This window comes from Micromonospora sp. NPDC047620 (assembly GCF_043205005.1).
GTDB lineage: Bacteria > Actinomycetota > Actinomycetes > Mycobacteriales > Micromonosporaceae > Micromonospora.
In genome coordinates, this window is record NZ_JBIDDG010000026.1 from 70,994 (window position 1) to 88,893 (window position 17,900).

Consider the following 17,900-nt stretch of genomic DNA (forward strand, 5'->3'; position numbering starts at 1 on the left):
GCCGCGCCCGTCCACGGGCGCGGCACGCGCCGCTCGTCCCGGGTCAGCTTCCCGCCATGATCTCGGCGGCCGTATCGGCGTCCCCGGCGTCGTGAGCCGCAATCAGGGCCGCGAACCGGGCCGCCGGCATGACCCGTACGCCCAGCGCCGCCGCCTTGTCCGCCTTGGAGCCGGCGCCCTCCCCGACCACGACCAGGTCGGTCCGGGCGGAGACCGACGACGAGGCGCTCCCGCCCAGCCGCTCGACCGCCTCGTTGCCCTCGTTGCGGTTGAGCCCCGGCACGGCACCGGTCACGACGACGCGCATCGGGGCTCCGTCGGGCCGGCGTAGCAGCGCCGCGCCCGGCCCGGGGGCGGCGGGACCCGCCTCGTCCGGGGACGCCGCTCCTGGCTCGACCATGTTGACGTCACGCGCGACGAGCTTGTCGATCACGGGGGTGAGCTCGACGAGGTCGGCGGCGATCGTGGCGGCCCGGTCCGGGCCGATGCCCTCCACCCGCTGCAGGTCCTCGATGCTCGCGTCGAGAAGGGCCCGCATCGAGCCGAAGTGCCGGGCTATGCGGCGGGAGAGGGCCCGGCCGGTCATGCGCACACCGAGACCGATCAGCACCCGAGACAGGGGGCGTTGCCTCGACGCCTGGATGCTCGCGACGAGCTTCGCTGCCGAGACGCTCCCCATCCGGTCGAGGGTGAGCAGGGCGGCCGGTTCGAGATCGTAGAGGTCGGCCGGATCGGTGACCATGCCGACGCCGACCAGCATCTGTACGATCTTGTCGCCGAGCCCCTCGATGTCCATCGCGTCCCGCGTGGCGAAGTAGGCCAGCGCCTCGTGTGCGCCGCAGGCCCGGCCACGCAGGCATCGCCACCGCTTCTGCGTCCGGTCGAGCTCGCCGCCGCAGCGTGGGCAGTCTCCCGGCGGCTCGTACGGCGCCGAGGTCGGGTCACGTTCGTCGAGCTTGGCGCCGGTGATCTCGGGAATGACGTCGCCGGCCCGGCGGACGAAGACAACGTCGCCCACCCGCACGTCGCGTCGGGTCAGATCGTCGAAATTGTGCAGAGTCGCCGACGTGACCGTGACGCCGCTGATCTGCACGGGCTCGAGCACCGCCACGGGGGTGACCACGCCGGTACGACCAATCTGCACCTCGATGCCCAGCAGCCTGGTGGTCCGGGTGTCCGCGGGGAACTTGTACGCCACACCCCAGCGCGGGGCACGGCTGGACGAGCCGGCCAGTTCCCGGTCCCGCGACCCGTCGATTTTGACGACCGCGCCGTCGACACCGAACCCGATCACACCGCGGGCGGCGCCCAGCGCCTCCACGGCGGCAAGCACCTCGTCGAGCGTGAGGCAGACCGTCAATCCGACGGACGAGGTGGCGGCGGTGGTCCGCACGCCCAGGTCGGCCAACGCCGTCATCTCGGTCGAATGCGACGTCTCCCCGGTCGGCCCGGTCACCGCACCGCGCACCCCGTACGCGATGAAGGACAACGGCGCGTCGTAGGCCCGTCCCTCGGCCCGCAGGGTGCCGGCTGCGGCGCTGCGGGGGTGGGCGAAGGGTGGCTCACCGTACCCGGTACGCATCTCGTTGGCGACCGCGAAGTCCGCGTCGGTCATGAAAACCTCGCCGCGGACCTCGATCGTGACCGGTCGGGCGAGCTGTCCCGGCAGCCCGACCGCGCGTCGGGCCTGGCCGGTCACGTCCTCCCCCGCCCGCCCGTCGCCGCGGGTCGCGACCCGGACCAGCCGGCCGTCGACGTACCAGGCCGCGATCGCGAGGCCGTCGATCTTCGGCTCGACCACGAAAGCGGCCACCGCGTGACCGAGCAGCTTCTCCAGGCGGTTGGCCCACCGGCGCAGCTGCTCCTCCCCGAAGACGTTGTCCAGGCCGAGCATCGGTTCGCTGTGCTCGACGTCGCCGTGCGCCGCCACGCCGGCAGCCACCGCCCCGGACGGCGAGTCCGCCACCGCCCAGTCCGGCCGCGCCGTCTCGGTCGCCTCGACCCGCGCCAACAACGCGTCATAGGCCGCGTCGTCCATCAATAGGTCACTGCCGTTGTGGTACGTCGCGGCTGCGGCGCGGACCGTGGCGACGGCGTCGGCGTACGCGGTCCGGTCCGGGAAGGGTACGGCGAACTCGGCGTCCACGACCGGTGTCAGGGCCCCGGGCGGCGGATCGGTCTGCGTGTCGGTCATGGCGGGTCGGATGCCACCTCCACTCGGCCGTCAGCCCGCCCGCGAGGGCGGGCTGCGGTCCGGGCGGGCTGAGACGACTGCCCGGTCAGCTGTTATCGGCGGTTTCGAGCATCCAACGCGAGGCTCTCGAGGACCGGCACCACATCGTTGGGGCTCGACATGGCGCGCCAGACATCATAGATCGCCTCGGCGCCCTGCCGGTAGGACGGCTCGGTGAGCACGGCCAGGATCGCCTCCCGCAGCTCGGTCACCGACTGGGTCTGGTGGTCCAGCCGCACGCCGGCGCCCCGGGAGACGACATAGTTCGCCACCGGGGTGGCTTCGAGCTTCTTCGCCGGCATCACCCAGCGGACCGTAGGCTGCTCCCGCGCGTCCGCCTCCCGGACGCCGTATTCCACGCCGGAGCGATAGACCCCGACGTCGTCCGGCTCCGCCTCCGGCGCGTCCTCCTCCACCCGCAGCATGATGGACTCCAGGGTGTCGCAGACGAGCTGCGGCACCTTGCTGGCCACAGCGGCCTGGAAGGTGCCGAGACCGCCGTGGTGGATGATGGCCGAGCAGGTCGGCAGGAGCTGGTTGAGCGGAAGGTACTCGACCGTCCGCACGTTCGCCGGCGGGGTGTACCCGTCGAGCTGGACGTCGTTGAGCGTGGCGACGACCTCGACGTCCAGGTCGGCGAGGGCGTCGAGCAGCATCGGGGTCCGGTTCCAGTCGCCGCGGATGAAGCGCCGGTAGGACTCACCGAGGGTGAGACAGATCCGGGGTCGCCGCGGCGGCTCCCGCAGCCAGTCCGGCACCGGCTCCGCGCCGTTGTAGGGCACGTACCGCAGCGGAACCTTCCGGGTGCGGGTCGGCAGGCCGAGCCCGGGCGGCGCCGTGTCGATCGTCCACTGCCCGACCAGCAACTCCTCGTCGAGCTCCACGCCGTAGCTCTCCGCGAGCGGGCGAACCAGGGTGGCGAGCGGGTTCTCGTCGAGGCCCGCGGCGACGAGGGCGTCCCGGCCGGCGGCAAGGCGGTCGAGGCTCCAGCCCGACGGATCGTACGCGAACACGAGCCGGGCGTGGGCCGCGCCGCACACCCGGGCCGCGACCGCGCCGGCGGCCTGGGTCAGGTCCCAGATGATCAGGTCGGGACGCCACGTCCGGGCGAACTCGATGAGGGCGTGCGGCTCGGGCCGGTCGGGACGCAGATAGTCCCCGGTCGGGGTCAGGAGGTACTGGTAGAAGAGGTACCAGTACTCGCGCTCCTCCGGGTTGAGGCCAAGAGCGTCCGCGTACCGCTGGGCCTCCTCCGGGCCGTGCGGCTCCAGCGGATCGTCGGAGATCCGGGCGGCCCAGGACGCGTCACCGAGCGGCACCGGGGTCAGGCCGGTGGCGGCGATGCGGTCGGCGAAGCCACCGAAGGACGCGAGGCGCACCTCGTGGCCGGCGTTCTGCAGTGCCCACGCGGTGGGCACCATGGGGTACAGATGGGCGATCGACGGGTCGATGGCGAACAGGACGCGCATGTCTCTCCCTCGCGGGCGTTCGGATCAGGACGTGGGGTGCGATGCCGGGGTGCGGGGACGGTCCCGCCGCTCAGCGCCGCACACCGATGAGGAGCCTCCGCCCGGCGAGGCCGACGGAGGGGAAGTCGCCGCCGCAGCCGGCCGCGGCGAGCGCGCTGAGGTGCTCACGGCGGCCGAAGGCCCGCAGGACCCGCGTGTCCTCGACGTGCCGGACGCTGTCCCCGTCGGCGACGAGGAAGTGCCGCTCGAGGCGATGGGCGCCGTCGCGGGGCACCCCCCGCGCAATGTGCGTGACCGTGCGGCCGTCCTCGGCGCACGTCAGCGCCTCGCTGGCGGTCCGGCGGGTCGCCTGGTCCGGCATCCAGAGCGGGGCGAGGATCATCAGGCCGCCGGGCGCCAGGTGTCGGGCCAGCGCCCGAAGGACGGCCCGGTAGCCCGACAACGAGAATTGCGCCATGGCGTCGTGCAGGCATGTGACGACGTCGAACGTGCGGCCCACGTCGAGGTGAGGCAACTCCGCCTCGTGGATCGTGGTGCCCGGCAGCGCCTGGCGGGCTGCGGCCGTCATCGGAGCATCGACGGCGACGCCCTCGGCGACGGCGAAGTGCGGAATCAGGTGTCGCAGGTGCTCACCCGCGCCGCACGCCACGTCGAGCACCGACGTGGCGTGCGGGTGACGGGCCCGGACGATGCGCAGCAGCGCCTGCGCCTCCGCCGCGTGGTCCCGGCTGCCGTCGACGTGGACAAGGTCGTAGAACGTGGACTGTGCTGCCTCGACGGGCATCATCACCTCCGGTTTCTCGTCCCGGTACGACGACGCCAGGACGGCGCGTGCACCGGTTGCTGATCGTCGTGTCGGCCCGGCTGTGCGGGCATCTTCCGGTTTGCCCGCTGCCGGCCTAGGTCGGCAGCGCACGGGCGAGGGTGTCCTGGTAGCCCGCCACCAGCTCGGCCACCGTCTCCGCCCGGAACTGGCTGCGGCAGTACCCGACGCTGCCCACGATGCCGCCCCCGACGTCGAACTCCACCGCCCACAGCGCCCCGTCCGGAATCTGTGAGCCCACCGGCTGCGAGCGCAACCGGCGCCGCATCGCCTGGTAGGTGAGATCGCCGACCCGCTCGCCGACGGCCATGAACGGTGACTGCACCAGCTGGAACACGCAGGCCGCGTGCTCCTCGCCGGCGGCGGCGCCCATCAGCTCCGGCGCCACGCCCAGCAGGTCCACGAAGGGGATCTCGTGCCGGTACGCCTCCACGCATGCCGTCCGGACCCGGTCGAGCAAATCGTCGAAGCGGACGCAGCCGTCGGTCCGCACCCGCAGCGGCAGCAGGTTGAAGAAAGAACCGACCATGTCGAGCGTCCAGGCTGGCCGCCGGCCGGGAGTGAAGGTCGGCATGACCACGTCGGTGTGGCCGGTGGTGGCGGCGAGGTGCCACACGTAGGTCGCGGCCATGACCATGAACGGCGTGCAGCGTCGGGCGGTGGCGTACGCCTGCACCCGGCGACGTAGATCGTCCTCGTAGAGGAACCGGTACCACGACGTGACGTCCGGTCGCTGGGACCCGCGGGGTCGGTCCATCCGGACCGGCGTCACCGCCGCCCCGCGCAGCCGCTGCTCCCAGTACCGGCGCGCGGCGGCGAACGCCGGCGAGGCAGCGGCGAGCCGCTGCCAGTGCACGTACTCGCGGTACTGGCGTACCGGGGGAAGGTCCGGTCGCCGTCCGGCGTGACGCGCGGCGTAGCAGTGCGCGAGGTCCCGCAGCACCACCTGGATCGACCAGCCGTCGACACCGGTGTGGTGGGCGGCGAGCACGAGGACCGCGTCACGGTCGTCGAAGCGACCGAGCCGGGCGTGCAGCGTGGGGCACTGGTCCATCGGCACCGGGCGGGACTCCACGTCGTTGAGGAGGCGCTCCGCCTGTTCGTCGCGGTCGGCCGGCTCGGCGGGAAGGAACTCGACCTCGAGGTGGGGTGCCTGGGCGGGCCGCACGCGCTGGTGGACGTTGCCCGGCTCGCGGACGATCGACGTGCGGAGGGACTCGTGTCGCTCGACCACGTCCGCGAGTGCTGCCCGGAGTATCGCGACGTCGAGCGGTCCGGTGATCCGCCAGCCACCGACGATGGTGTACCGCGGCCCGAACGGGCCGGCGTCGTCGCCGCCGTCGACCATGCGGAGGAACTCCTGCTGCCGGGAGAGCGCGAACGGCTCGTCCGGTCCGGATGCCGGCTCCGGGACGTGTTCCGGCGCGGCGGGCGCGACGCCGTCCGGCAGTGTCCACAGGGACGCTGCCGGACGGTGGTCATCCGCCGGCATGGGCCGAGCCCCCGGCCGCCGCCTCGTCGCCGGCCGGCCGGCGCCACCGCATGCCGTCGGCGGACGGGATCAGGCCGCCCGGCCGGAGCGGGTGTAGATCGTCGACGTTGCCGCCCAGGGCTGCCTGGGTCTGCACGCGAACCCCTTCCTTGAGGACCTCCCTGAGCATCGACGCACCGAGCAGGTTGCGGTCCTCGCCCGCCTCGGAGACCGGCCCCTGGACGACCTCGGCGAGCTGCCGGAACGCCGGTTCCCGGCGCTGGACGTACGACTCGGCGTCGACCAACGCCCGCTCCTGCGACCCGGCGCCTCCGACCAGCTGCACGAATGCCTCGACGGCGCCGGCGACGTTGTCGTCGGTGATCTGCTTCGCCGTCCAGAAATACGATTCCTCGTCCTGGTGCATGTCGTAGAAGGCGACCAGGAAGTCGTGGAAGAGGCTGTACTCGCGGCGGTAGCGCGCCTCGAACTCCTCGAAGACGCTCTCCTCGTCCAGCTCCCCGGCCAGGCAGCTGTTGATGGAGCGGGCGGCGAGCAACGCGCTGAAGGTCGCCAGGTGCACCCCGGAGGAGAAGACCGGGTCGATGAAGCAAGCCGCGTCGCCGACCAGGAGCATCCCGGGCCGCGAGAAGGTGTCGTGGATGTAGGAGTAGTCCTTGCGGACGCGGACCTCGCCGTACGGGCCGCTCTCGACCCGGGTCGCGTCGGCGAGGTAGTCGGCGATCATCGGGCACTCGGCGATCAACTGGCGCAGCACCGCCTCCCGGTCGCCCTCCCGGATCCGGTCCAGGGCCTGCGGCCGCAGCACGGCGCCGACGCTGGTGAGGGTGTCGCTCAGCGGGATGTACCAGAACCAGCCGCTGGGGAAGGCGACGGCGAGGATGTTGCCGCTGTTCGGCTCCGGAAGCCGCTTGCCGCCCTCGAAGTACCCGAAGAGCGCGAGGTTGCGGAAGAATTCCGGGTAGTGCCGGTCACCGCCGATCCGCTGGTGAATGCGGCTGCGGTGGCCGGAGGCGTCCACGACGTAGCGGCTGCGGACCTCCCGGCGGGTGCCGTCCTCGTCGTCGAACCGAACGCCGCATACCCGGTCCCCCTCCTCCAGGACGTCCACCACGGCGCACCGCTCGCGGACGGTGACCCCCTTGCGGCGGGCGTTGTCGAGCAGGATCTGGTCGAACTTCATGCGCTCGACCTGGTAGGCGGTGGCGCCCTCGCTGGCGAACTTGGGCGAGATCGCGAAGGCGAACGTCCACGGTTCGGGGTTGCGTCCCCAGCGGAACGTCCCGCCGCGCTTGACCGGGAACCCGGCGCGGGCGAGTTCGTCGGTGACGCCGGTCAGTCGGCAGATGCCGTGGATCGTGGAGGGCAGCAGCGACTCCCCGATCTGGTACCGGGGAAATGTCTCCTTCTCCAGCAGCAGGACGCGGTGCCCCTGCATCGCCACCAGCGTGGCAGCCGTGGAGCCGGCCGGCCCGCCGCCGACGACGATCAGGTCGTAGTCATAGCCGTCGTTGTTCATGTCACGTCCTCCAGGAGTCGCGGACAGGGGTTCGCCGGTCACCGCAGGACCACGTCGGCGCGCAGGACGGCGTCGAGGAGGTCCGCACGGCTCAGCGCCGTCGCCACTGCGGCGATGTCGTCGGCCATGTAGCGGTCGCGGTGCAGGGTGGGTGCGATGGATCGGGTGAGGTCATAGGCGGCCTGCCCGGCCGGGCTCAGCTGCGCGTACCGTTCGGAGACGTCGACCGCCTGCGCGGCGGCGAGCAGCTCCACGGCCAGGATCGTGTCGTTGTTCGCCAGGACCCGGCGCGCGTTGCGGGCGGCGATCAGGCCCATGCTGACGATGTCCTGGTTGTCGCCGTTGGATGGGATGCTGTGGATGCTGGCCGGGCCGATCGTGCGGTTCTCCGCGACGAGCGCGGTGGCCGGGTACTGGGCGCCGGCGAAACCGCTGTTGAGCCCCGGCTCACCCATGACAAGGAATTCCGGGAGACCGTAACTCAGATGGCGGTTCAGCAGGCGGTTCGTGCGGCGCTCGGAGAGCACACCAAGCTGCGTCAGGGCGATGGTGACGTAGTCCATCGCGAAGGCGACCGGCTGGCCGTGGAAGTTCGCACCGTGGAAGACCTCGCCGCTGCCGAAGAAGAGCGGGTTGTCGTTGGCGGAGTTCAGCTCGACCTCGACCGTCGACCGGGCGTGGGTGAGGGTGTCCCGCACCGCGCCCAGCACCTGCGGCACCGCCCGCAGGGAGTACGCCTTCTGCATGTAGATGTTCGTCCGCTGCACCGCCTTGTCCGGCTGCCACTCGTCGGCGAGCCGCTGCCGCAGGCTGGCGTGGGAAACGGTCAGTTCGCTGCCGCTCATCAACGCACGCATGTTGGCGGCGGAGTCGATCTGGCCGGGGTGCGGCCTGGCAAGGTCGTGGCCCTCGGCGAGGAACGGGCCGGTGGATCCCTGCAGGGTCTCGATGATCAGCGCGGCGACGATCTCGGCCTGGCGGACCTGTTCGGTCGCCCGGCCGATCACCAGGGCACCGAGTCCGGTCATCGCGGAGGTGCCGTTGATGAGCGCGAGGCCTTCCTTGAACCGCAGCTCCATCGGCGTGATGTCGTGCTCGCGGAGTACCTCCCCGGCCGGTACGGGCCGGCCGTCGCGCAGCACGTATCCCTCGCCCAGCACCGTGCTCGCGATGTGCGACAGGGGGGCCAGGTCCCCGCTGGCGCCCAGCGAGCCCATCTCCGGGATGGCCGGCGTGATGCCGAGGTTCAGGTATAGCTCCAGTCGGGTGATCAGCTCGGGGCGTACGGCGGAGTAGCCCTTGGCCAGGGCGTTGAGTCGGGTGGCGAGGATCGCCCGGGCTTCCACCTCGGAGAAGTGCGGACCGACGCCAGCGCTGTGGCTGCGGACCAGGTTGGTCTGGAGCTCGACCTCCTTGGACTGGTCCACCAGCATGTAGATCATCTCGCCGTACCCGGTCGTCACGCCGTAGACCGGGATGCCCTGCCGCACGATGTCCTCGAACCGCTGCCGGCTGCCGGCCGCGCGGGCCAGCGACTCCGCCGGCACCACGCAGGGTGCGCCCTGTTCGGCCACCTGTCGCACGCCGTCGATCGTGAGTCCGGCGCCGTCGAGAACCACCGATCTGGCAGCGCTGTCGAACTGAGCCATGCTCTTTCATCCCATCGTCGTGGTTGGCCCGGCAGCAGCGAACGCTCCACCGGCTGTCGAGTCGCCGCACCCGGCGGCCGCCGCCTGCACCAGCGCCCCCATGCCAGCCACCGTCGGGGCCGTCATCAGCTCCGCCACGGACACGTCCACACCGAAGCGCTCGGTGAGCCGGTGGGCGAGCCGAGCCAACAGCAGCGAGTGGCCGCCCGCGGCGAAGAAGCTGTGGTGCACGTCCGCCGGCCCGGCCGGAAGCAGTTCCGCCCAGAGCCGCCCGATCTCCTGCTCGGCCGCGGTCGGATCCCGCCCGGCGGCGGACCCGGCGGCCAGCACGGGGTCCGGGAGCCGGGTCCGGTCGACCTTGCCGCCGACGTTGCGTGGCATCCCGTCGAGGGCGGCGAAGGATGCGCGGTGGATCACGGGACCGTACCGACGACGCAGGTGCGTCCGCAGCGACGCCACCAGCGTCTGCCAGTCGCCGCGGTGCCGGGCGACCACGAAGACGACCAGCCGGCTCACCAGTCCGTCCGGGTCGGCCACGGCGACCACGGCGCAGTCCGCCACAAGCGGATGTTCGGCGAGGGCTGCCTCCACCGCCGCGAGTTCGAGCCGGTGTCCGGCGAGCTTGACCTGGTGGTCCATCCGGCCGACGTGTTCCAGAGTGTTGTCGAAGCGGCGTCGGCCGAGATCGCCGGTCCGGTAGCAACGCCCCGCCGGCGAGGCGGCCTCATCGGCGCCGCGCAGGGGCCGGAAGGCGGCGTCGCGTGGCCTCTGCCCGGCCGCGCCGGGCAGGTAGCCCGGCACGGCGTACGGACTACGGACGATGATCTCCCCGGTCACTCCCGCGGGGCAGGGACGGTCCCGCTCGTCGACGACGAGCACCTGCCGGCCGGGGATCGGCCGGCCGATCGGCACCCGCTCGCCGCGGACCGGGGCATCGATCTGGTACGCGCTGGCCGCCACCGTCTCGGTCGGTCCGTAGACGTTCCACAGCCGGGTGTGCGGGAGTAGCCGGCGCAGCTGGTTCGCCAGGCTGGCCGCGAGTGCCTCCCCCATCAGGATCAGGTGGGTCAGGCGATTCGGCACGGCGCCGTCCCGCTCCATCGCGACCGCCAGCTCGCGGGCGAAGCTCGGCACGGTCTGCAGCAGCGTGACGCCCTCCCGGTCGAGCCAGCGCACGAACCGCTCGGGGTGAGCCCGGACCCGGCCCGGCACGGGCACCAGCGTCGCACCGGAGATCAGGGTCGCGAACACCTCGCAGAGGCTCGGGTCGTGCTCGACGGCGGCCCACTGCGCCACCCGTGAACCGGGTTGGAGACCGCCGATGTGCGCGAGCCAGGTGGCGAACTGGGCGAGCGCCGCGTGGGTCTGGGTGACGCCCTTCGGTCGCCCGGTCGACCCGGACGTGAACGCGACGTACGCCGCCGACGCGAGGTCGATGTCGCACGGCGTCGCCGCCGCTCGCGTGGTCAGATCCGTCGGCAGCGCGAGGACCTGCCCGCCCCGCTCGGCCCTGTACCGGTCGGCCAGCAGGTCGTCGGCCGGGTCGCCACCGAGCAGCACGACGGCCGGCCTCAGGTCGGTCAGGACCATCGCGGCCCGTTCCCCGGTGTCGTCCGGGCTCATCCACACCACATGCCCGCCGGACTGCAGCACGGCCAGGGACGCCGCCACCAACGCCGGTCCCATGTGCAGCCGGATGGCGACCGCGCGGCCCGTCACCGGGATCCGGGCCCGCAGCCAGGCCGCGAGGCTGGCCGCCCGGGCCACGAGTTCGGCGTAGGTCAGGCTCTCCTCCTCGCACCGCACGGCGACCGCGTCCGGGAACCGCTCGGCGCATTCGCGGATCAGGTCGGGCACCGGCCGCGGCGGTACCGGCGGATCGGCCGTGGCGTCCAGGTCGCGTACCGCCGTCGCGAGTTGCCGGGGCGTCTCCAGCGGGAGGTCGGCGATGGCCACGTCGGGGTGGCGGGCGGCCGCCGTGAGCAGGGTGCGCAGGTGCGTGAGCATGCCCTCCGCGGTCGAGCGCCCCATCCGGTCGGTGCGGTAGGCGAGGGTTCCGGTGAGGGCCGGACCGGTCGGTGAGACGGTGAGCACCAGATCGGCGAGGAGCGTGTGGGCGGGGGTCCTCAGCTCGTGGACGGCGGCGCCGGCCAGCCGCAGCGACGTGCCCTGGTGCCGGCCCTCGGCGAGCACCGCGTCGCAGAGCGGGATTCCGTCGACGGGGCGGGGCGGATTGAGGCCACGGACCAGGCGCGGGAAGGGCAGCCGTCCGTGCGTCTCAGCGCTTCGCCGCCGCCGCGCCGTACGGCGCAGGTGCTCCCGAAACGTGGCGGTGGCGGTCAGCCTGCCGACGATGGGAACGAGGGTCGACAGCGGACCGACCGTGCCCTCCTCGCCCGGCCCGCGCAGGCAGACGGGCATCGCCACCGTCAGCGTGTCGTCGCCGCCGTACCGCCCGAGGACAACCTGGAGCGCGGCCAACACGATCGTCAGGGGCGCGGTGCCCTCCGCTCGGGCCAGAGCCCGGACCGCGGTGTACAGGCTCGATTCCCAGTCGAAGGTCACCTCGTCGGCCGTCATCGGTGTTCCGCTGGCGGGCCGGTACACCGGAAGGGACGCGGCCGGCGGAGGTGGGTCCAGTTCGGCGACCCACCGGTCGGCAGCGTCGCGGCAGATGGTTGCTTCTGGCCTGCGCGGGTGCTCGCGGTGGTGCCGGGTCGGTGCGGACGCCTCGTGGGAAGCGCCGACGGCGTCGGCGTACCCGGCCGAGAGTTCCCCGGCGACCAGCGACATCGACACGTCGTCCGCGACCGCCCGGTGGGCGGCGAGCATGATGCGGTGGTGCCGCGGGGTGATTCGGAGGACGGTCATCCGGGCGGACGGCCCGGCACCGAGGTCGCCCGGCAGCACAGCCGGTGATCCGTCGCGCACGTCCCGCACCTCGACGGCGTCCCGGTGCACGGGGCCGACGCACCGGACGGGCCTGCCGCCCACCGTCGCGACCGTCGTCCGCAGCGCCTCGTGCCGGTCGAGTACCGCCCGCCAGGCCGAGCACAGGGCGTCCACGTCGATGTCGCCGGTGACCCAGTACGAGCGGCGGACCGTCGGAGCAGGGGCGTCCGCGTGCAGCCGCGTGACGTACCAGATGCCGTCCTGCACGTCGGCGGCGGCCGCGGCCAGGCGCGACGGGGTGGTTGGAGCGTCGGTTGTCACGCAGCAAGTCTCGGCGGGTCCCGCAGGGCCGGCATCTCATGAAATGCGCCGTGGAAGTGGGACCGGCGAACGGCCGGCCGTACGCCGGGAGCCGATCTCCCGGAATGCGCATTCGCAGAGATGCGCGCCACTGTCGATACCGCCCAGGATGACCGCAGAGCCGAGCGCGCAACCTGGAAGAGGTGACGAATGAACGACGTCCCCGGAACTGCTCCGAACCCCCGGGACCCCGCTGAGCTGGAGGGGCGCATCAGCGCCATCTGGCGTGACGTCCTCAACGCCCGCGAGGCGTCCCCGGGCGCCACCTTTCTTGAACTGCAGGGGCAGTCGATCTCCGCTGTGCGCATCGTCGGCCGGATCGAGGAGGAGCTCGGCATCGAGGTCGACGCCGCCGTCCTCTTCGACGACCCGGATCTGCGGACCTTCACCGACGTGGTCATCCGGCAGGCAGAGTCCGCCGGCTAACCGGGCTCGGGTCCGGGCCCGGCCGCCCCACCCCACGCCGCCCGGTCCAGGGCACGCCCCGTCGCCGCGAGAAGGGAGCACGCGATGCTGGCCATCAGGCTGTACGACATCGAGACCGGCCACGTCCAGACACTTACCGAGGTGACCGATCCGGCGACTGCGGACTCGTGGCTGGAGCGATTCGGAGCTGGCGGCATCGGCACCAACGACGTCGTGTACGTCGTGGAGTTGGTGTCGACACCACCCCCGGCTCCGGTACGTCCGACGCAGCCGAGGCGCGACACCGTGTTGCGGATGGCGGGTCCGGCCACACCGGGGGCGGCCGCATGAGTGGACCAACCCCCGTCGGCTGCCGGCCCGGTCGCGAACGGACGCCCGGAGCTGCCGCGCCACCGACGTGCCCGCCGGCCGCCAGTCATCGGTCGAGGCGCTTTTTCGTCCTTGCGATCGCGACATGGACCCGGTGAGCCAAAGGCGGCGGTCCACACGGACAATTGACGACTATCTTAGCCAAACATAAGATCGTCGCCAACAACGGATCTTGTCAGGCTAAGACCTATATCTATGCATATCGTTAGCCTGCGGTCCTGCTCCGGGAAGCGCATCCCGTCGTGGGTCGGGCGCGCCCGACGCTCGGCAAACACCGAAAGGGGCACCATGACATTGTCCGTACTTCGCCGTGGGCGAAAGCAGCACTACGGTGGCTCGCCCGCCCGGGCGAGATCGCTGTGGCGAAGGGGCGTCGCGTCCCTCGCGGTCGCGGCGACGGTGCTCGTCGTCGGGGCGTCGTCGTCCTCCGCTGCGGGCACCTACGCCGAGCCGACCAGCGGCACGGCGAGTTTCAGCACGTCCTTCCGGCACGGCATGGTGCCGGTCGACGGCGGCCAGCTGCACTACGTCAAGGGCGGCTCCGGGCCGGCGCTGGTACTGCTGCACGGCTGGCCGCAGACCTGGTGGGCGTGGCACGATGTCATGCCTGCCCTCGCCCGCAACCACACGGTCATCGCGTTCGACCTGCCGGGCCTCGGCGATTCCAGCTCCTTCGCCGGCGGATACGACAAGGTGACCACCGCGCAGCGTATTCGTCAGGCGGTGCACGCCCTCGGACACCGTCAGGTCTCGATCCTCGCGCACGACGTCGGCGTACTGGTCGCGTACCCGTACGCCCGTGAGTTCCCCACCGAGGTCACGCGACTCGCGGTGCTCGACTCGACACTGTCTGGATTCGGCCTGGAGGACGCCTACACCCTCAGCTTCCATTTCCTGTTCAACGCGGCGCCCTCGCCGATCCCCGAGCGGATCCTCGACAACGAGGACGTGTCGACCTACCTGGGCATGATCTTCGACTTCAGCGTCAACCGCGAGGCCATCGACAGGGAGGTCTACTACCAGTACTACCGGGACCCGGCCGACCGGACGGCGGGCTTCAACTACTACCGCGCGTACGCCGGGGACGCGGAGAACAACCGGGCCAACGCGGCGCGGCGGCTGGCCATGCCGGTCCTGGCGATGGGCTCGGCGGCGACGTTCGGGCCTGGGGTCGCGGCCTCGTTCCGGCAGGTCGCCGACGACGTACGCGAGGTCGTCGCCCCCAACTCGGGGCACTTCATCCCCGAAGAGAACCCGCAGTTCCTCATCTCCTGCGTCAACCTCTTCACCGGCGTGACGGCCACCCCGCCGTCGCCGGAACTGGCCAACTGCGTCGCCTGATCGTCCGGCCCGCGCCGGGGTCCGCCCCGACGAGGTCAGCAGCCGGCCGTCACGTGCCCACCGGCGCGTGGCGGCCGGCCGCGTCGTCCGAACCGCCATTCGCCCACAGCCGATCCGGACGTGTTCCAGAGGAACACGAGGTGGGGTCACGCCGCCTCGCTGCCCGGAGCCATCTGCGTCGCGGAGCACGGCCACTGCACCACGAGGTCCAGGCGGGCCGACACCAGCGCCAGGTGGATCCGCGTCGGCCACGCGTCGACGGACGGATCACGGAACAGGTCGATCGACCAGTCCATCGGCACGCAGCCGACGACCACCATGCCGGCCTCCGCCCGGATCCGGCCGCCGAACTCGACGGTCCGGTCCCACCAGCCGGGGACGCTGAAGTTCGGCAACAGCAGGACACCGTCGACGCCGCGCCTGCGGAGCGCGGCGGCGGCGACCAGTCCGTCGTCGTCGACCGGCGCGGACGCCGTCGGGTCCGGCGGTGCCAGTGCCACGATCCTCAGCGCGTGCATGCCCCGGACCAGCAGCCGCCCCTCGGTGCCCACCGTCCAGCCGTCGGCGGGCGGAGCTGATCCGGGCGGGAGCGGGTGCAGCTCCGCAACCGGCCGCAGACGCGGGTCGATCCCGTCCCCCGCGCCGAGTGTCGGACCGGTGGTGCCGACGGATGCCGGTCCACCGAGACTGACGAGCCGGTTCGGCAGACGCAGCGCACCGAGTGTCAGCGGTTCGGCAATGGCGTTGCGAGTAGGGCCGTCCGGGTCGACGCCGGCGGCACGGCGGTACGCCGCCTCCGCTTCGTCGACGCGGGCGGGACAACGACGGCGCAGGCCGAGATAACTGATCGCCGTGCTCCGCGTGATGAAGTGCATGCCGAACTGCGCCGGCGGCAGGTGCAGGCGCCGCCCGTAGGTCTCCCACCACCGCATGCTGGGTCCCGCCAGGCGCTGCACGCGGGACACCCGGCTCCGTCGCGCCCGCTCGTACGCGGCGAACGCGTCGGCGACGGTGTCCTGCTCGCGCAGCGCAGCGGCAAGCGCAGCCGCATCCGCGAGCGCCATCGTGGTTCCGGACGCGACGCTGAAATGCGCGGTGTGGGCGGCGTCGCCGACCAGCACCAGGTTGCCGTCGGACCACCGCTGGTTCGTCACGACGTCGAAACGCGACCACCGGCTCCTGTTGCTGACCAGCGGGGCGCCGAGGTGGTCGGCGAAGACGTCGTCGAGCAGTGCCAGCCCGTCGCCGCTGATTTCGCCCGGTACGCCGTCGGGACGACACAGGACGTCAAGACCCGCCCGACGCCAGGTCCCCTCGTCGAGTTCCACCACGACGGTGCTCAACCCGTCACCGCACGAATAGGTGTGCGCGGCCATCGGTCCGTGCTCGGTGGGCACGAAGAACATCGTGGCGGCGTCGCCGATGTCGGCGGCCGAGCCCAACCAGATGTAGCGGGCGGCGCCGGTGCGCACGGTGGTGCCGAAGTCCGCGGCACGGGCCGTCCGCTGCGCCGAGCGGGCACCGTTGGCGAGGACGGTCACGTCCGCGTCGAACTGGTCGGCGCGGGCATTATGCCCGTAGTGGAGCCGGGCGCCGACCCGTCGTGCCGCCTCCGACAGAAGCGCCAGCATCGTGTCGCGGGAGACCGTGGCGATCGGGAAGCCGGCGTAGCGGAGGCGTTCGCCGGGCAGCCGCAGCTCGATGCCGGACAGCGGCCGCACGACGCACCCGAGGCGCTCGGCGACCTCGGGATCCCAGGTCGCGAGCTCCCGCATGGTCCGGTCGGACAACGCGACGCCGAAGCCGGCCACGTCCTCACGCCGGTTGCGCTCGTAGACGTCGACGGTCACCCCGGGCAGCGTGCGGCCGATCAGCCGTGCCAGGAAGAGACCGGCGGGACCTGCCCCGATGATCGCCAACCGCGTCACGCCACCCATGTCCGCCCTCACCGCTTCCTCGTCGCCGTACGCGGTCGCGCCGACGATTCCGAGCAGAAGTCCGGCCCGGACCGCGCCACCTTCCGCCGCGGCACGGTCCGGCCTGGTTCGGATCGTCGCAGCCGATTGCACGGGCGGCATCTTCCCCGGTGCGGCGGAGGCGTCCGCGTTCCCCGGATCCAGGTCCGCGTCTGATGCCGCGGGCGGCGCACCGACGACGCGGCACCCAGGGAGGTGCAGGAGGCGACACGCCGCCACCACGATCGGATCGTCCCCCCGAAACTGCCGTCTCGTCGGCACGTACGGCCCCGAAACCCTGCGCAGGGCAGGAAGGAGCACCATGGGCATCGATCGGCACGTGGCGTTGACGGAAGCCGACTACCTCCGACTGCTGATCCACGGCACGACCGCGTTCGAGTTGGTGCGCACCAGCCTGGAACTCGAGATCTTCGAGCACCTGGAGAGCAGCGGAGGAATGGACGCGGCACGCCTGGCCGCGACGATCGGTATCCAGGCGCAGCCTGCCCGCGTCATGCTGCTGGGGCTCTGTGCGCTCCGGCTGGTCGAGAAGTGCGGTGACACCTACGGCAACACCGCCATGGCGCGCAGGAAGCTGCTGCGGTCGAGCCCCCGCTTCCTGGGAGCGCTCGTCGACGTCCAGGCGAAGGTGATCAACCGAGCCCTGCCCGACCTGGCGGAATCGGTACGTCGCGGCACCAACGTAGGGCTCCGTCATCTGCCTGGCCCGGGGACCACCCTCTACGAGCGGCTCACCGCGCATCCCGAGCTGCAGCAGGTGTTCTACGCCAACATGGGCGACGCGTCGCGCAAGGCATTCGCGCAGCTGTTGGAGCGCTACGACTTCAGCACCGTGCGGCACGCGGTCGACGTGGGTGGTGGCGACGGGACGAACGCGATCGAACTCGCCCGACGCTACCGGCACCTCACGGTCACCGTCTTCGACCAGGAAAGTGTCACCCGCCTGGCCGCAGACCGGATCGAGGATCCGGATCTGCGGCGACGGGTACGTTTCCACGCCGGTGACATCCTCGCCGACCCGCTGCCCGACGGCGCCGACGCGGTGTTCGTGTTCCACATCTTCGAGATCTGGTCCCGGAAACGTAACACCGAACTGCTGCGCAAGTGCCGGGCGGCGCTGCCGGAGGGCGGCATCTGCCTCATCTACAACTTCGTCTCCGACGACGCGGGCACCGGCTCGATGAGCGCCGGGCTGGTTTCCCCGTACTTCCTCACCCTGGCCTCCGGCGAAGGCATGGCCTATTCCGCCGCCGACATGGAGCAAGCGGCCCTCGATGCGGGCTTCTCGCACGTCGAGCGGTACGAGGACATGGGGTTCAGCCATGCCCTCGTCGTCGGCCGTCGATAGGGC

12 protein-coding genes are annotated in these 17,900 nt (G+C 71.9%); 4 read left to right on the forward strand and 8 right to left on the reverse strand.

All coding sequences use genetic code 11. The annotated features are described in order from the left end of the window. Positions 1 to 43: 43 nt before the first annotated feature. The 7 genes from ligA to ACGF5C_RS26555 form a co-directional block, all read right to left on the reverse strand. Positions 44 to 2,194 carry an NAD-dependent DNA ligase LigA gene (gene ligA, locus ACGF5C_RS26525; protein ID WP_393305840.1) on the reverse strand — a complete coding sequence of 717 codons (2,151 nt, stop codon included), beginning with the start codon at positions 2,192 to 2,194 and terminating at the stop codon, positions 44 to 46. A gap of 92 nt (positions 2,195 to 2,286) precedes the next feature. Then, positions 2,287 to 3,702: a nucleotide disphospho-sugar-binding domain-containing protein gene (locus ACGF5C_RS26530; protein ID WP_393305842.1), complete on the reverse strand. Its 1,416-nt coding sequence runs from the start codon at positions 3,700 to 3,702 to the stop codon at positions 2,287 to 2,289. A gap of 70 nt (positions 3,703 to 3,772) precedes the next feature. Further along, entirely contained in the window at positions 3,773 to 4,486 is a 714-nt protein-coding gene (locus ACGF5C_RS26535; RefSeq protein WP_393305844.1) for a class I SAM-dependent methyltransferase, read from the reverse strand. 115 nt (positions 4,487 to 4,601) lie between these two features. After that, complete coding sequence (locus ACGF5C_RS26540; RefSeq protein ID WP_393305846.1) at positions 4,602 to 6,017, reverse strand: condensation domain-containing protein; 1,416 nt, start codon at positions 6,015 to 6,017, stop codon at positions 4,602 to 4,604. Further along, positions 6,004 to 7,536: an FAD-dependent oxidoreductase gene (locus ACGF5C_RS26545; RefSeq protein ID WP_393305848.1), complete on the reverse strand. Its 1,533-nt coding sequence runs from the start codon at positions 7,534 to 7,536 to the stop codon at positions 6,004 to 6,006. The genes ACGF5C_RS26540 and ACGF5C_RS26545 overlap by 14 nt, the downstream gene beginning before the upstream one ends. 38 nt (positions 7,537 to 7,574) lie before the next feature. After that, positions 7,575 to 9,185 (reverse strand): tyrosine 2,3-aminomutase, encoded by a 1,611-nt coding sequence (cmdF, locus tag ACGF5C_RS26550; RefSeq protein WP_393305850.1) that lies wholly within the window; start codon positions 9,183 to 9,185, stop codon positions 7,575 to 7,577. Positions 9,186 to 9,191: 6 nt separating this feature from the next. After that, complete coding sequence (locus tag ACGF5C_RS26555) at positions 9,192 to 12,398, reverse strand: amino acid adenylation domain-containing protein (protein WP_393305852.1); 3,207 nt, start codon at positions 12,396 to 12,398, stop codon at positions 9,192 to 9,194. Between the two features lie 189 nt (positions 12,399 to 12,587). On the opposite strand from ACGF5C_RS26555, the gene ACGF5C_RS26560 reads away from it, so the two are divergent. The 3 genes from ACGF5C_RS26560 (at position 12,588) to ACGF5C_RS26570 (ending at position 14,573) form a co-directional block, all read left to right on the forward strand. Continuing rightward, positions 12,588 to 12,863: a phosphopantetheine-binding protein gene (locus ACGF5C_RS26560; protein ID WP_363703127.1), complete on the forward strand. Its 276-nt coding sequence runs from the start codon at positions 12,588 to 12,590 to the stop codon at positions 12,861 to 12,863. 84 nt (positions 12,864 to 12,947) lie between these two features. Continuing rightward, positions 12,948 to 13,193, forward strand: a complete 246-nt coding sequence (locus ACGF5C_RS26565; protein WP_393305854.1) for a hypothetical protein — start codon at positions 12,948 to 12,950, stop codon at positions 13,191 to 13,193. 327 nt (positions 13,194 to 13,520) lie between these two features. Further along, entirely contained in the window at positions 13,521 to 14,573 is a 1,053-nt protein-coding gene (locus ACGF5C_RS26570) for an alpha/beta fold hydrolase (RefSeq protein ID WP_393305856.1), read from the forward strand. A 146-nt stretch (positions 14,574 to 14,719) separates the two neighbouring features. Here ACGF5C_RS26570 and ACGF5C_RS26575 read toward each other — a convergent pair whose 3' ends face one another. Continuing rightward, positions 14,720 to 16,510, reverse strand: coding sequence for an FAD-dependent monooxygenase (locus ACGF5C_RS26575; RefSeq protein WP_393305858.1), 1,791 nt, complete (start codon positions 16,508 to 16,510; stop codon positions 14,720 to 14,722). Between ACGF5C_RS26575 and ACGF5C_RS26580 the strand changes: the two genes are divergently transcribed. After that, a complete protein-coding gene (locus ACGF5C_RS26580) occupies positions 16,482 to 17,897 on the forward strand; it encodes a methyltransferase (protein WP_393305860.1) in 1,416 nt (471 codons plus the stop codon). The genes ACGF5C_RS26575 and ACGF5C_RS26580 overlap by 29 nt on opposite strands. Positions 17,898 to 17,900: the final 3 nt, after the last annotated feature.

Excerpts from the sequence above, each read along its gene's own strand:
- cmdF (WP_393305850.1), bottom strand. The coding sequence starts at position 9,185 with ATGGCTCAGTTCGACAGCGCTGCCAGATCGGTGGTTCTCGACGGCGCC.
- ACGF5C_RS26530 (WP_393305842.1), bottom strand. The coding sequence starts at position 3,702 with ATGCGCGTCCTGTTCGCCATCGACCCGTCGATCGCCCATCTGTACCCC.
- ACGF5C_RS26580 (WP_393305860.1), top strand. The coding sequence starts at position 16,482 with ATGATCGCCAACCGCGTCACGCCACCCATGTCCGCCCTCACCGCTTCC.
- ACGF5C_RS26560 (WP_363703127.1), top strand. The coding sequence starts at position 12,588 with ATGAACGACGTCCCCGGAACTGCTCCGAACCCCCGGGACCCCGCTGAG.
- ligA (WP_393305840.1), bottom strand. The coding sequence starts at position 2,194 with ATGACCGACACGCAGACCGATCCGCCGCCCGGGGCCCTGACACCGGTC.
- ACGF5C_RS26575 (WP_393305858.1), bottom strand. The coding sequence starts at position 16,510 with ATGGGTGGCGTGACGCGGTTGGCGATCATCGGGGCAGGTCCCGCCGGT.
- ACGF5C_RS26570 (WP_393305856.1), top strand. The coding sequence starts at position 13,521 with ATGACATTGTCCGTACTTCGCCGTGGGCGAAAGCAGCACTACGGTGGC.
- ACGF5C_RS26535 (WP_393305844.1), bottom strand. The coding sequence starts at position 4,486 with ATGCCCGTCGAGGCAGCACAGTCCACGTTCTACGACCTTGTCCACGTC.
- ACGF5C_RS26565 (WP_393305854.1), top strand. The coding sequence starts at position 12,948 with ATGCTGGCCATCAGGCTGTACGACATCGAGACCGGCCACGTCCAGACA.
- ACGF5C_RS26540 (WP_393305846.1), bottom strand. The coding sequence starts at position 6,017 with ATGCCGGCGGATGACCACCGTCCGGCAGCGTCCCTGTGGACACTGCCG.
- ACGF5C_RS26545 (WP_393305848.1), bottom strand. The coding sequence starts at position 7,536 with ATGAACAACGACGGCTATGACTACGACCTGATCGTCGTCGGCGGCGGG.